This window comes from Nodosilinea sp. P-1105, assembly GCF_012911975.1.
GTDB lineage: Bacteria > Cyanobacteriota > Cyanobacteriia > Phormidesmidales > Phormidesmidaceae > Nodosilinea.
This window is the reverse complement of the sequence record NZ_SMDQ01000012.1, coordinates 1-15,271: the sequence shown is the minus strand read 5'-3', so window position 1 is coordinate 15,271 and position 15,271 is coordinate 1. Positions and strand designations below refer to the sequence as shown.

Annotated in this window: 9 protein-coding genes and 1 pseudogene; 5 read left to right on the top strand and 5 right to left on the bottom strand. The window is 55.0% G+C overall.

Going from position 1 to position 15,271, the window contains the following annotated elements:
* Nucleotides 1–6: 6 nt before the first annotated feature.
* The 5 genes from E1H13_RS07550 to E1H13_RS07530 form a co-directional block, all read right to left on the bottom strand.
* Nucleotides 7–957 (bottom strand): glutathione S-transferase C-terminal domain-containing protein, encoded by a 951-nt coding sequence (locus tag E1H13_RS07550; protein ID WP_169612801.1) that lies wholly within the window; start codon nt 955–957, stop codon nt 7–9.
* 2 nt (nt 958–959) lie between these two features.
* Nucleotides 960–1,271 carry a hypothetical protein gene (locus tag E1H13_RS07545; protein WP_169612800.1) on the bottom strand — a complete coding sequence of 104 codons (312 nt, stop codon included), beginning with the start codon at nt 1,269–1,271 and terminating at the stop codon, nt 960–962.
* Nucleotides 1,272–1,586: 315 nt separating this feature from the next.
* Nucleotides 1,587–2,969: a pentapeptide repeat-containing protein gene (locus tag E1H13_RS07540; RefSeq protein ID WP_169612799.1), complete on the bottom strand. Its 1,383-nt coding sequence runs from the start codon at nt 2,967–2,969 to the stop codon at nt 1,587–1,589.
* Between the two features lie 217 nt (nt 2,970–3,186).
* The gene (locus E1H13_RS07535) at nt 3,187–4,293 is read right to left on the bottom strand and encodes a response regulator (protein WP_169612798.1); all 1,107 of its coding nucleotides are present in this window, start codon (nt 4,291–4,293) and stop codon (nt 3,187–3,189) included.
* A gap of 84 nt (nt 4,294–4,377) precedes the next feature.
* Nucleotides 4,378–7,470 (bottom strand): ATP-binding protein, encoded by a 3,093-nt coding sequence (locus E1H13_RS07530; protein WP_169612797.1) that lies wholly within the window; start codon nt 7,468–7,470, stop codon nt 4,378–4,380.
* 390 nt (nt 7,471–7,860) lie between these two features.
* Between E1H13_RS07530 and E1H13_RS07525 the strand changes: the two genes are divergently transcribed.
* The 5 genes and pseudogenes from E1H13_RS07525 to E1H13_RS07505 form a co-directional block, all read left to right on the top strand.
* On the top strand, nt 7,861–8,595 hold the full coding sequence (locus E1H13_RS07525; RefSeq protein WP_169612796.1) for a tetratricopeptide repeat protein: 735 nt from the start codon (nt 7,861–7,863) through the stop codon (nt 8,593–8,595).
* Nucleotides 8,596–9,041: 446 nt separating this feature from the next.
* Nucleotides 9,042–13,043 (top strand): magnesium chelatase subunit H, encoded by a 4,002-nt coding sequence (locus tag E1H13_RS07520; RefSeq protein WP_169612795.1) that lies wholly within the window; start codon nt 9,042–9,044, stop codon nt 13,041–13,043.
* Between the two features lie 634 nt (nt 13,044–13,677).
* Nucleotides 13,678–14,622, top strand: a complete 945-nt coding sequence (gene ispE / locus E1H13_RS07515) for a 4-(cytidine 5'-diphospho)-2-C-methyl-D-erythritol kinase (RefSeq protein WP_169612794.1) — start codon at nt 13,678–13,680, stop codon at nt 14,620–14,622.
* 48 nt (nt 14,623–14,670) lie between these two features.
* Nucleotides 14,671–14,994, top strand: a complete 324-nt coding sequence (locus tag E1H13_RS07510; RefSeq protein ID WP_169612793.1) for a DUF3082 domain-containing protein — start codon at nt 14,671–14,673, stop codon at nt 14,992–14,994.
* 26 nt (nt 14,995–15,020) lie between these two features.
* Nucleotides 15,021–15,200 (top strand): annotated as a pseudogene (locus E1H13_RS07505) (cryptochrome/photolyase family protein); the annotation flags it as partial.
* Nucleotides 15,201–15,271 lie beyond the last annotated feature (71 nt).

Sequence of the window (15,271 nt, the reverse complement as noted above, 5' to 3'; positions counted from 1 at the left end):
TATCGCCTAAAGTTTGAGGTCTGGCCCCGCCGGAATAATTCCCCCCGGGTTGAGCGGAAATAAATTACCGAAGTAGTCCCGCTTTATGGCCTCTAAATCACAAGTGGCGGCAACCCCAGGCAAGTGATACAAGCGGCTCAGGTAAGGTCCGAGGTGGGCATAGTCTTGAATCCGCCGACGGTTGCATTTGAACAGGGTGTAGTACACCACATCAAACCGAAACAAGGTGGTAAACAACCGCACGTCCGCCAGGGTGACGGTTTCACCACAGAGGTAAGGCTGTTGGGCCAAGGTCTGATCAATTTGATCCAGCAGGTCAAATAAAGCGGCACAAGCGCGATCGTAGGCGGTCTGGGTCTGGGCAAAGCCGCAGCGGTAGACGCCGTTGTTGATGGCTGTATAGATGCGATCGTTCCAGCTATCAATGGTGGCTTGCAAGTCGTCAGGATAGAGCACCCGATCGGCATTGGTACCCAGATGATGGCAGGCCCGATCCAGCATGACAATAATGTCGGCACTTTCATTATTGACGATGGTGTTGGTGACCCCGTCCCACAGCACTGGCACCGTGGAGCGCCCGCTATAGCCCGATTTGGCCCGGCGATAGAGCTCTGGCAAGGTACGGCAGCCCTGAAATGGGGTTTCAAACACCCAACAGCCCTCGTTTGGGGAAGGCACCACCAGAATCACTCCAATCGCATTATTGAGCCCCTTAAGGGCACGAGTGACCAGGGTGCGATGGGCCCAAGGACAGCCCAACCCCACCATTAAACTGTAGCGATCGGCCTCAGGGGGGTAAGGGCCATCAGCATCCAGCCAGCTCCGAAACTCACTGGTCGGACGCTGGTAATCACCGCTGTCGCTGGCTGGAGCCATTTGGGCCATCATCGTGCGCCACATCGTGGTCCAGACAAACTTGCCCGTGCGAATCAACAGTCCAGGGGGTAGGCCAGCCATCGTTATTGCTCTTGCATCAATCGTAAGTAGTTCTGCTTAAGCTGGATATGGCTTTCCGTCAGGCGATCTGACAGTCCCTTTTCCACTTCAGATACTTGCTCCCAAAAGCGAGATGACCGCTGGCTGCGGATGTGAGCTTGCCACAACTGCTCAAACAGGGAGGCCAACTCTGGGTTCTGGGCCTGAACGTCGGCCAGCAGGGTTTGGAATGCGGCTTGGGCCTGACTGTGGGTTTCCACCTGGCGAGCCAAGTCTAGGGCAGCCTGCAACTGGGCCGCGAGATCGGTGGCGGATGAGTCGGTAGCAGAGGTCATAGGGAAGCAGATTGAGATAGTCTACTGAGAATGGCAATATCTACAATCTAACGAATTTTTACCTCAGGGACTTAGGGGCTTACCAAGTTAACGATGTCGGGCTGACAGGGTTCACGGTTTACAGTGCAAGGTCTACGGTTCACGGTTCACGGCTCGCCTTAAACCACGTACCGTGAACCCTAAGTCACATTTCCTGTCCTGATTTTTTGATTGAGCGCCCTTACCCTGCGGCATACGTCGGCCCACCATTCCTGACACCTAAAACCTAGAACCCGAAACCTGTAGCAACGGTGGCCATACTTCTGCCAGGCAGTATTAGGTGGCTGACACCCAACCTTTGACCAGCGCCATGGGCACACTGATATAAGGATTTTTGGTAAAAACCCGCACTAATTCGCTGCTACCCGCTTCCACGGCCTTCAGAAAGCGGGCCTTAAAGTCAGGATTAGTCGAGGCTTTTTTCTTGATCACATTGGCTACCACCTGAGGTCGCTGGTGGGCTGGCACTTGGGCCGCCTTGTGGGACAAGTATTGAAAAATTTGCTCCATTTCAATGGCCACATTCCAGTCGGGTACCGTGTCCATACTGTGTTGGTTGTATTGCACAGATTGTTGCTGACCCCCTGCTTCAATGGTGTCGGCAAAGCTACCGATATTGGCACCGCGTAGATCGTACTTAGATACACCGGTCATGATGCTATTCTCCAAAACAGAAACAGATTGGACGTAAACGTTTTGCCGACTCATGGCTTTCAGTAACTCCAGCAGCTCGTCGTTTTGCCGTTGATAGGTGGCAATTTGTGCCTCTTTCAGCTGCAGCTGCTGGCGGTAGTAATCGCCGCGCCCCAGGGTACTGATTAACTGCTGATAGTTGGGTTTAGGCGCTGTGGCCGGCACAGCAGCCCCTAGACTGGAGAGCCCAACCCGCACTAGAAAGCCCCCATCCGCCTGGCGCTCTACCGATTGGATGGCAATTTCTGGTCCCTGGGATGCGGCCCCAGTGGGCCAGGCTATTCGATAAAACGGCGAATTGAGGTGATCGCAGGTGGCGACAAAGCGTTGATAGAACTGATGCAGCTCAGCCCGAAAGTGAGTGGTATAGGTGTTGGTGGGGTTGGTATCTGGGCTGTGGCTTTGGGGCACACAGGAGAGTACATAGACATGGTCACAAATCACCTGCTGGAGGTTGGCCACTAGGCTGATATCTAGATCAGTGACCATGATGCCGGTCAAATTGGCCCCAGTCAGCCGGGCTGCGGACAACTTGGCGTTGGTCAGTTTAGCCCCCTTAAAATTCGCCCCGGTTAAATCAGCTGCGCTGAGATCGGCCCCAGCCAGGTTAGCCATACTTAAATTAGCCTGGTGTAAGTTGGCTTGGCTAAGGTCGGCCTGGGAGAGGTTGGCACCAATCAGGTCGGCTTCGGCCAGGTTAGCGGCAGTGAGGTTAGCGGCAATTAGGTTGGCGCTGCTGAAGTTAGCGGCCCGGGCATCAGCACCACTTAAGTCTGCCCCCCATAGATCGGCTGAGTATAAGTCAGCTTTTGTGAGTTGACTGTGGCTGAGATTGGCGGCACTCAGGGCCGCAGCACATAAGTAAGCGTCTTTTAAGTCAGGTTGTAAGCTGGGGTTTTCTGTCCGCCAGCGATTCCAGTGTTCAACATTGCGTTTGAGATGCATGAGGTGGGTAGAGTTAGTCATGCGACACACCTCCCCTATAAATGGCCCTGATGGTGAATAAATATCCTGTTTGGAGTTAAGGATGATGGCGTTGATGCTGGACGCTGAATCGATGCAGAAATTCAGCGGTGGTTGAAGTGCTGTTGGCAGCGTGGTGATGGTAGAACGTGGGGGGCATTCGGGGGCTTATCGAGCCGGGGGGATGGCTGGATCGCGGCTGGGGCGGTGGACGGCCGGGTTATTCTTGGGGGCTAGGCGATTCTGGCAGCGCCACTCGCACAATGGTCTGCTGCCCTGGGATACTTTCAATCAGCACATCCCCTTGGTGAAGCTCGATCATGCGCTTGGCAATGATCAGGCCTAGGCCGGTCCCTTGGGCCTGTTCAGACTCGGGATCAAACTGTAGATAGGCACCGATGTGGGCAATTTGCTCTGGGGTCATGCCCTGGCCATAGTCGATCACGTAGAGGGTGACGGTGCCCTCGCCAGTGGTGGCGAAAATTTTGATGGGGGTACCCATGGGCGAGAATTTGAAGGCGTTATCGATTAACTCCTCACAGACTTTTCTCAGTTGGGCTTCAGACATGGGCACCGATAACGGCTCTAGGGTGATATCGAGGTCATCGTCCCTTAGGTAGTCGGCGGCTAGGGTTTGAGCCACATCGATGATCACTTGATCTGCCTGCTCGGTGCGTTGAGGGCTGCGGGTGCCTGGGAAAAGACGATCGCGGCTCATGCGCTCTAGCTTGGCAAACAGCATGATGTTTTGGGTCAGGCGGGCCGTGCGTTGGGCACTGCGGTGAATTGCCTTGGCGATGGTAGTCACCTCGTCGGGGGACAACTGGGGGGCCTGTTCGGCCAAATTGGCTGATAGCTTTAAGACTTCTCGCATGGGGCTGCCTAGCTCCCGCGGTAGGGCGGTGCTGATGCTACTGCGCAGAGCATCGAGTTGGGCCTCAGTTTGTTGGGCGACCGCAGTTTGAGCCCCCAACCGGGCATGAATCATGCTGAGTAAGTCATCATGGCTGAAGGGTTTAGTCAGATAGTCGTCAGCTCCCAAATCCATGCCGCTACGGAAGTCGACCCGTTCGGCTTTGGCGGTGAGAAACACAAACGGTAGGGTGGCTAAATCAGGAGCCTGACGCACCTGTTGCAAGACCCCATAGCCGTCTAAGACGGGCATCATCACATCACAAATCACCAGATCTGGATGGAAATCTCGAATTTGCTGCAACCCCTCTTCACCGTTGGTGGCACTATCGACAATAAAATCTTCGGCATTTAGGATATCAACAATACTGTCGCGGACCCCCGCTTCGTCTTCAATTACTAGGATTTTAGCCATTTTTCTATCTCCAACACACTAATTAATTCATTCAAATCATTCAAATCATTCAAAAATGAGTAGTCGCCACCTAGGAGATGGGCTTTATGAATCACCTCCCCGTTCTAGCGGCAGCGTGATCGTAAACGTGGTGCCAACGCCGGGCTCGCTGACAAAGGCAATCTGCCCCTGGTGTGCCTGTACTGCTCGTTTGGCAATGACCAGACCCAGCCCTGTACCCGAGATATTGCCCACATTATGGGCTCGATGAAACGCCTCGAATAATTTGACTTGGTCCTCAGTGGGAATACCAATGCCCCGGTCGGTGACCTGGATAGTAATTTGGCGATCGCGGCAGTCTAGTTCTAGGGTGATGGGGGTATGGTCAGGGGAATATTTGACCGCATTAGACAGCAGGTTCAACACCATGTGACGCAGCAGTTTTTCATCTGCCATTACCTGGAATGACTCGCCGGTACACACCGCCTTGATTGGGGTAATCGGCGGAGACTGGGCGAACTGAATTTCGTCGATCAGCTCTAGACAAAACTGTTGAATATCTAAGGGTTCCGGCTGGTAAGCCAGTTTACCTGCCTCGGCTTTGCCCACCGTCAGCACATCATTTAGCAGACCAATAACATGATTGACTGAGGTTTGAATCCGTTTTAGGACGGCCACTTGTTTCTCTTCTGAAAATTTATGTCGATAGCGTTCCAGGGTTTCGGCAGAGGCCATGATCGTGGTCAGGGGGGTGCGAAATTCGTGGGAGGCCATGGAAATAAACCGAGTTTTCAGCTCGCTCAGTTCTTTCTCTTTGGTGAGGGCTTTGCGAATGTCCAGCTCAATTTGCTTGCGCTCGGTGATGTCGCGGGTAATACCGCGATACCCTTGAAACCGCCCCTCGGGGCTAAAGATCGGTGAGCCGCTGATTTCCAGGACTACCGGCTCGCCGTTCGGCCCCAGGCAGGTGGCTTCGATCTGGGTAAAGGGGGCTTGCCGCTGGGTGAAATAGCTAAGAATGGTGCTAAATCGCACCGCCTCATCTGTGGCCATGAAGTCGATAAAGCCCCGCTGCAGAATGGCCTCAGCCCCATAGCCCAGGATTTCTGTGGCCCTGGGGTTCACATACATAAACTGAAGCTGCTGATCTAATTCCCAAACCCAGTCGTTGGTTTGTTCCACCAGGCTGCGAAATTTAAGTTCACTTTCTTGCAGGGCAGCTTTGGCTTGCTCGCGATCGCTAATATTTAATCCCACAAACACCGCTGCCTTACCTTGGTCGTACTTTTGGGCCGCCAACAGCCAATGGTTGGCCACCCCGTTGACGGCAAACTGAATTTCCTCACTGGCGGTGTCGTTAGACCCGGATAAAAAGCGATCTGCAAACGTTCCGAAGGGGGATGAAGGCTGATTCAAAAAGCCCACCGGCTGGCCAATAAAATCGGCTGGGGTGAGGTTAAACGCAGCCGCTAGGCGGTGGTTGCAACCCAGGTAATAACCATCGACTGTTACCCAAGACACCATGGCGGGTACGGCATCTAGCACCGCTTGCAGTTGTTGATTGGCCTTGGCCAAAGCCGTTTCGGCCTGCCGTCGTTGGTCGACCTCCTGCTGCAGTTGCTCGGTCACCTGTCGCCAGGAGGCGGTGCGGGCCTCGACCCGCTGTTCTAATTCATCATTCAGCTGCTGTAAATGAATTTGGTACTGTTTGCGGGCCTCTAAATCCGCTTGCAACTGTTGGTACAACTCCGATTGGCGAATGGCGATGGCGACAGATCGGGCGAGCTGTTCAATCAGGCGAACTTCCCAATCGCGCCAGCGGCGAGTGCCACGGCACTGGTGAATCACCAGTAGGCCCCATAGCTTGCGATCGCAGACAATCGGTACAACCAAATTAGCTTTCACCTGCAACTGGCTTAGCATGGTGATGTGGCAAGCACTCAGCCCAGCCTGTTCAATATCGTCTACGGCCTGAATCCGCCCATACCGGTAGGCTTCGGCCCAATGTTTGTCAAAGCAGTCATCGTTGATCACCTGGCCTAATAGCGGTTTCCAGGGGGGGATGACGGCTTCTTCTACGACTGTCCCCCGGGCCGTCGTCTCAAATTGATAGATTAAGGTGCGATCCGCTTGCAGCAGTTGTCGCACCTCTGACACCGTGGTCGATAGGATGTCGTGGGCATCTAAAGATTCATGAATCCGCTGGGTCAAGGTGGTCAAGAGGCGATCGCCTTTGACCTGTTCTTCCAGCTGTTCAGTACGAGTCTGGACCAACCGCTCCAGTTCAGAGTTGTGACTCTTCCAAAGGGTAACCTGTTCGCTGTCAGAGCGGCGAAACGATTGCCACAGCTGACTAAAGGAGTTCTGTATTTCGCTGGGATCAAGACTGGAGAGCAGATCGGCCTGGGTAATCATGCCGATAGGCTGCTGCTGGGGCGTCACCACCAGCAAACAGGGTAAGTGCCGCTGCTGCATGACCTGGTAGGCCAGCCAGAGGGAATCAGTCGGTTTCAGGCAAAACTGAGCATCCCGCATAATCGCTTGTACCGGCAGTTCAGCCAAATCCAGCTGACGCGCCTGGAACCGCAGCACATCTTGGCGCAGCACCAGCCCTGCTACTATGGCAGGGCCATCCTCAGGGCCACTGACCACCACAATGCTATTGACCTGATATTCGGCCAGGGACAGGGCGGCGGACAGGGCAGAATCTGTGGTTTTAGCTGTAACCAAATGATGAATCATGTGCGATCGCGCCGTTTGCAGCTTCAGCACATGGGGCGGTGGCAGCACCTGTTGCAAGGAATTTGTGGTGATCAGCCGCACCGGGCGATGATCATCATCCACCAAGGGCAGGTGGTGAATTTGCCGCTGTCGCATCAGGTTCAAGATAGCCAATGGATTCAGCTGCTGATCGACCGATAGGGTGGCCAGGGAATCGGTCATGTACTGACCGATGGAATGATTTAAGGCAACCCCATTGGCCATCAGGCGAATCACATCCCGTTCGGTCACGAGCCCCACCAGGCGCTCATTCTGCACCACCAAGACACAACTGTTATTGCGGGCCTCATCCCCTAAATGGGCAATGACCGTTTGCAGGGTAGTCGCCTGGGACACGGCTACGGGGTCATCTCCTAAACCCCAGAGTAATGAGTGATCCAGGGTAGTCGCTAGGTGGGTGAGCTCGAGGTTAGACATGACGAGGACCGTCGATAGCTGGGGTGAACTTGGCCTGTCAGGAAGCACCGATACGCGAGACGATCCTTCCCTATCCCTACCCTAGTGGTGATTTGTCTTAGCCTGTATCGGGAGATACCTGAGATCGCTTCAGTAAATCCCTGAGAGATCGGTGTTGATTCTGTGCTGATATCGAGAGCCCTGTTGCGATCGCCCACTTGAGAAAGTGGCTCAGGGTTTAGGGAATGGCGGCTAGCCGGTCTGAAGCCGACCCTATCGCCACCGCCCCGTTGCTGAGGACATGTCAGCCCCTACAGATCATCTCCTAGCCCTTGGCGATAGAAAACCACGACTGGCCACGACGATGGGGCCAACGTTCCTAATTCAGTATTCAGTGTTTGGAAACTTGCTATGCAAATACCCGCTTCACATCCATCGGTTGCCTGGCTGCTGTCCTGTTGGCAAGGCATTGCTCAAGCGGAAGGAGATCTGCCGGTGATTCATCGCTGGTTGCTAGTCCATCCCCCCCAAGCCCCTTTGGACCAGTTGTTATCGGCCCTACCCGTGGCCGCCGACGCTTGGTTACAGGCTTACCCCGCTAATCCTGGGCTGGCGACTCGGGTGATGGCCACGTTTGGCACAGTTATGCAGCAATGCCCGTTAACCGACCCAGTGGCTCAGATCGAGCTGGCGATCGCGGTCTATAGCCTCACCCTAGACCACATCACCCCGACGGCCGATCCCAGTGACTGGGCCACCACCATCAATAATTTGGCCACCGCCTATCGCCATCGCCGCCAAGGGAACCGGGCAGATAACTTGGAAAAAGCCATTCATCTTTATCGCCAGGCTCGGGCCATTCAAACCCCAGACAACACCCTTTGGCCGGTTACCCTGACCGGCCTAGGAATGGCTTATGAGCAGCGGACAATCGGGGATCCAGATGAAAACCTAGAGCAGGCGATCGCTGCTTACGAGCAAGCCCTACCCATGATTCCGGCCAATACACCCGCCTGGAGTTGGGTACTGAACCGTTTAGCAGCAGCCTACAGCGATCGCCAACGGGGCGATCGGCAGACCAATATCACCATGGCGATTAAAACCTATCAGCAGGCCCTTGTGGGTAGTGCCGTCAGGCCGACCTAAGCCAGCGAGCCGAGTTTACCAGTCTGGTTCAGTAGGCATTTGTGATGGGCCAGGGGGTTTACTCCCTAACGGTCTAACTTTGTCTGAAGTGACCTAAATTCTGAGTCAGCCCAGACCTGGGCTAGGGGGATGGATTGGTAATATTTTATCTGACCAGATTTTATTTAACGTTTTGAAACAAAAATGAGACAACCACCGCTGATTCACTGTAAATTTTCTTTACAGAGCGCTGGCCTGTATATTTCAATTTGTGTCGCCTGACTCCCCTAAGCCTTATGGCACAGGGTTTTCTGATACAAACATGTATAGGTCTTTGACTTTGCTTCCATTGCGAAATATTTCTTCATGACGTTTTGTTCGGTGGTCAAAGCCGGTCAAACGGCCGGTTGAAACCGGTGTCATGGCTGGTTCGCCCACAGCATTAGCAGCAAAAGGAGTTTTACTGCATGTTCACCCACGTCAAGCCCACTGTGAGACACATTGCCCCCGAGCAACTGAACGGGCGGTTGTTAGTCAAAGTGGTCTATGTGGTTTTAGAGCCTCAGTATCAGAGTGCTCTGTCCTCAGCCATTCGAGCCATCAATGCCAACAATTCCCAGGTGGCTATTGAGGTGAATGGTTACCTAATTGAAGAACTACGGGACGCCAACAACTACGAGGCGTTTAAGCAAGATGTGGCCGATGCCAATATATTCATTGCTTCGCTCATCTTTATTGAAGATCTGGCCGACAAGGTGGTGGAGGCGGTCACCCCTGTGCGCGATCAACTGGATGTGGCGGTGTGCTTCCCCTCCATGCCCCAGGTGATGCGCCTGAACAAGATGGGTAGCTTTTCCATGGCCCAGTTGGGTCAGTCAAAGAGTGCGATCGCCTCGTTCATGAAAAAGCGCAAAGAAAACTCTGGGGCTGGCTTTCAAGATGCCATGTTAAAGTTGCTGCGCACCCTGCCTAAGGTCTTGAAGTACCTACCGGTGGAAAAGGCTCAGGATGCCCGCAACTTTATGCTGAGTTTCCAATACTGGCTGGGGGGGTCCCCCGATAACCTGGAAAACTTTTTGCTGATGTTGGCCGATCGCTATGTGATCACCGACAAGCCGATTGAAGGGGCCCCCCAGGGGGAAGGTAGCCTGGAGTACGAAGAGCCTGTCACCTACCCTGACATGGGTATCTGGCACCCCATGGCTCCCACCATGTTTGAGGATATTAAGGAGTACTTGAACTGGTACGGCTCCCGTCGTGATATTTCTGAGGATCTTAAGGATCCCCTGGCTCCTACCATCGGCCTGGTGCTGCAACGTACCCACCTGGTAACTGGCGACGAAGCCCACTATGTCGCCATGGTGCAGGAATTTGAGTACATGGGAGCTAAGGTGATTCCAGTGTTTGCTGGGGGCTTAGATTTCTCTAAACCGGTGGATGCCTATTTCTTTGATCCCCTAAATCCTGAGAAGGCGATTGTGGATTCAGTGGTGTCCTTGACGGGCTTTGCCCTAGTGGGTGGCCCGGCTCGCCAAGATCACCCCAAAGCGATCGAAACCTTGAAGCGTCTTAACCGACCCTACATGGTGGCCCTACCCCTGGTCTTCCAAACCACCGAAGAGTGGGAAGACAGTGACCTGGGGCTGCACCCGATTCAGGTGGCGCTACAGATGGCGATTCCGGAGCTAGATGGGGCGATCGAGCCGATTGTACTGTCAGGCCGCGATGGACTCACTGGTCGGGCCATTTCCCTACAAGACCGGATTGAATCCATTACCCAGCGGGCCATGAAGTGGGCTACCCTGCGGCGCAAGCCCAAGGTGGACAAAAAGCTGGCCATTACTGTGTTCAGCTTCCCTCCAGACAAGGGCAATGTGGGCACCGCCGCCTATCTGGATGTGTTCGGCTCCATTTATAAAGTCCTGGAGGCGATGAAGCGGAATGGCTATGACGTCCAGGATCTGCCCGACTCGCCAGAGGCCTTGCTGCAAGAGGTGATCCACGATGCCCAGGCCCAGTATGCCAGCCCAGAGTTGAATATTGCCTACCGCATGCCGGTACGGGAGTATCAGGCCCTTACCCCCTATGCCGAACGGTTGGAAGACAACTGGGGGCCACCGCCAGGCACCCTGAACACCGATGGCGAAAATATGTTGGTGTACGGTAAAGCCTTTGGCAACGTGTTTATTGGGGTGCAGCCCACCTTTGGCTACGAGGGCGACCCGATGCGGCTGCTATTTTCCCGCTCCGCTAGCCCCCACCATGGGTTTGCCGCCTATTACACTTTCCTTAACAAAATTTGGGGGGCGGATGCGGTGCTACATTTTGGCACCCACGGCTCTCTGGAGTTTATGCCCGGTAAACAGATGGGCATGTCTGGTACCTGCTACCCTGACAACCTGATCGGCAGTATCCCCAACCTTTACTACTACGCCGCCAACAACCCCTCAGAGGCCACCATCGCTAAGCGCCGAGGCTACGCCGAAATCATTAGCTACCTAACCCCCCCCGCTGAAAATGCCGGGTTATATAAGGGGTTAAAGGAACTGAGCGAGTTGATTGCTTCCTACCAGGGCAATAAGGAAAGCGGTCGAGCGGTACAGATTGTCAATGCGATCGTGGAGACGGCGCGGGTCTGCAATTTGGATCGGGACGTCCCTCTGCCGGCAGCCGATGCGGGCGACTTGTCTGCGGAGGAGCGGGATAACCTGGTGGGCAAAATTTACATCAAGCTGATGGAGATTGAGTCACGGCTATTGCCCTGCGGGCTACATGTGGTGGGTAAACCCCCTACGGCTGAAGAGGCGATCGCCACCCTGGTCAACATCGCTGGCCTCGATCGCGATGAGGATGGCATCAAGAGCCTGCAGCGGATTATTGCTGAGAGCCTCGATCGCGATATTGACGACATTTACAGTAATAGCGATCGCGGTCACCTGGACGACGTGCAACTGCTATACGACATCAATCAGGGGGTGCGGGCCGCCGTCGCCGCCCTGGTGCACGAGCAGATCGACGCCGAAGGACGGGTGACCATGGTGTCGCGGCTCAACTTCCTCAACATTGGCCGCAAAGAACCCTGGATCAAAGCCCTGAATGATGCGGGCTACAAAAACGTGGACAGTGAAGCGGTCAAACCGCTGATGGAATATTTGGAGTTTTGCCTAGAGCAAGTCTGTGCCGACAACGAGCTGGGCGGTCTGCTCCAAGCTTTGGAAGGGGAATATATTCTCCCCGGCCCCGGTGGCGACCCCATCCGTAACCCAGATGTACTGCCCACGGGCAAGAACATCCACGCGTTAGATCCTCAGTCCATTCCCACGACGGCGGCCGTACAATCAGCCAAACTGGTGGTAGAACGCCTGCTAGAACGGCAGCGGCAGGAAAACGGTGGGGCCTACCCCGAAACTATCGCCACCGTGCTGTGGGGCACTGATAACATCAAAACCTACGGTGAATCCCTGGCCCAGATGCTTTGGTTTGTCGGGGTGAAGCCCGTGCCCGATTCCTTGGGCCGAGTGAATAAACTAGAGCTAATTTCCCTAGAGGAATTGGGGCGGCCTCGGGTTGACATTGTGGTCAATTGTTCTGGGGTCTTCCGGGATCTGTTCATTAACCAGATGGCCCTGTTGGATCGAGCGGTGAAAATGGCCGCCGAAGCCAACGAGCCCCTGGAGATGAACTTTGTCCGCAAGCACGCCCTGCAGCAAGCCGAAGAGATGGGTATTGACCTGCGTCAGGCCGCTACCCGGATCTTCTCCAACGCCTCTGGTTCCTATGCCTCTAACGTCAACCTGGCGGTAGAAAACAGCACCTGGGAAAACGAAGCCGAACTGCAAGAGATGTACCTGAAGCGCAAGTCCTTTGCCTTCAATTCCGACAACCCCGGCATTATGGACAGCAATCGGGGTCTGTTTGAGTCGGCCCTAAAGACAGCGGAAGCCACCTTCCAAAACCTGGACTCCTCGGAGATTTCCCTTACCGATGTGTCCCATTACTTCGATTCTGACCCCACTAAAGTGGTGGCTAACCTGCGGGGGGATGGCAAAGCGCCGTCGGCCTACATTGCCGACACCACCACCGCCAACGCCCAGGTGCGCACCCTATCGGAAACCGTCCGCCTGGATGCCCGCACCAAAATGCTGAATCCCAAGTGGTACGAGGGCATGCTGTCCCACGGCTACGAAGGGGTACGGGAATTGTCCAAGCGATTGGTGAATACCATGGGTTGGTCAGCGACCGCTGGGGCGGTAGACAACTGGGTCTACGAAGATGCCAACTCCACCTTCATCCAAGACCCGGAGATGTGTAAGCGGCTGATGGATCTCAACCCCAACTCGTTCCGTCGCATGGTCTCGACCCTGCTGGAGGTGAATGGGCGCGGCTACTGGGAAACCAGTGATGAAAATCTGGAGCGCCTACAAGAGCTCTACCAGGAAGTGGAAGACCGCATCGAAGGGGTTGAGTAATCCCTGGATGGATAGTTGAATGAAAGGGGCGGGCGCAATCCTGCCCCTTTTCGCTAAGAATATTTGCTCTTGCCATTAACCAGTATGTCTATCTGGTTCCTTTCGTAGAAAATGGGTATCAACTTAAGCCGGGACAGGTTGCGTCAGTAATGGGCTTGCTCCCTCTGGGAGCCACTTCGTGAACGACAAGCTCAGGGCGAGCGCGCTGAAACCGTTCGCCCTGAGCCTGTCGAAGGGCATCGTCTAAGACTGATACACAGAGCTATCCGTGTGTATGCTTCCCGCCTTGCGTTGATACCCTGGTGGTGGAAGATAAGTGGCAGGCCACGCTGAGGGGAGCTGTTACCGCCGAAATTGAGCAGGTGACGCAGCAACTGGCGAACCGGGTGAAGGATTTGGAGGAGCGCTACGCGGAACCGCTAAGGAGCAATTGGCCTGGGCCACTATGCCGTCATCTGGCGCGATGGCAAACCTGTGCTCACCGGCTTCGATGCCCCCAGCGCCACCTAAAAATGCAATGTCTTCAGGGTAAACAGCGAGGCCTCGCCACCCACCTAATCTCGGCAACGAGACTGAAACGCGATCGCGGTGGTGATCTGGCGATACAATCCTGAAGCAGTGTCCCAAGTTTTCCATGCGTCTTTACACCCTGCTGGCTGCCGCCAAAATCAACTTGTATTTGGAAATCGTCGGCGATCGCCCTGACGGCTTCCACGAGCTGATTATGGTGATGCAGAGCATCAGTTTGGCCGATCGAGTTACCGTGCGCAGCATCGGCGTCGACGAGATTCGGGTGCGCTGCGACCATCCCCTGGTGCCCACCGATGACACCAACCTGGCCTATCGGGCCGCTGCCCTACTGGCAGACCGCTTTCCAGGAATCATAGCCAAACTGGGCGGCGTCGAAATTACTTTAGAGAAGCAGATTCCGGTAGGGGCTGGGTTAGCCGGGGGCTCTGGCAATGGGGCCTCCGTGTTGGTGGGGCTAGACTTGCTGTGGCAACTGGGGTTAACCCAAGAGGAATTGCAAAACCTGGGGGCCGAATTGGGCTCAGATATACCGTTTTGTGTTAGCGGCGGCACGGCGATCGCCACGGGACGGGGGGAACTGCTCGATCCATTACATGGGGTGGATGGCTTGCACGTGGTGCTGGCTAAATATGGCAGCGAATTTGTCTCTACCCCATGGGCCTACCGGACCTACCGGGCCGAGTTTGGCGACAGCTATCTGGTTGATGCTGCCGGGTTTGAACAACGGCGATCGCAGGTGCGATCGGGGGCCATGGTAGCCGCCATTGGCCACCAGGATAAGGGCGCCATTGGCCAGCATCTGTCCAACGATTTAGAGAAAGTGGTGCTGCCCGCCCATCCTAAAACCGCCCATCTGAAGACAGTCATGGCGTCTTTAGGAGGGCTGGGCACCCTGATGTCAGGGTCGGGGCCTACCGTGTTTACCCTGGTAGACTCCCAGGAAGCCGCAGAGACCATGGCCCAACAGCTCAAAGTCGAGATCCCCGATCCTGACCTGGGGGTCTGGACGGCGGCCTTTACCTCCACTGGCATTCAGCTCGAAACGTGACTAGGGTAACAATCCAGTAGGATAGCTGTAGAACAGAGATGGTACTGTATGGCCGACGATATCCCCACACCTGATCAGGGCACCCCAGCCCCGATCGCAAAAGTCTTGAAGTGCTTCAGCGGCTCCTTAATCGCGGGCACCATTGCCCTATTGGCCTATCGCCTCACCCTCTCCATTGCCGCCACCTTTGCCGCCAAGCCGGTGCTCTCCGACAACCCGGCGGTGGTGAATATTACCGCAGCGGTACGGACCCTGGTGGTGGGCATGGTCGCCCTGGGAGCGGGGGTGTTTGGTCTCGCGGCCTTGGGGTTGGCGCTGTTGGGGTTGCAACTTTTGGGTCAACGACTGTTTGGGTCAGCTGCGTCACAATAAAGCTGGCGTTGTTAGGACGAACAGCTATGACCATTGGGGTTTGGGTTTTAGGCAATCAGTTGTGGCCAGAGCAAGCGGCGTTAGCCAGCTGTGACCACCAGCGCCAGGACACCGCAGTACTGCTGATTGAATCCAGCCAATTCGCCCAGCAACGCCCCTATCATCGGCAAAAGTTAGTACTGGTCTGGTCGGCCATGCGCCAATACTGTTCGGATAAACAGAATTTCAGTATATTTGCACTGTTCTGACAGAGCAGGTGTATGGTGCAACTCAAGGA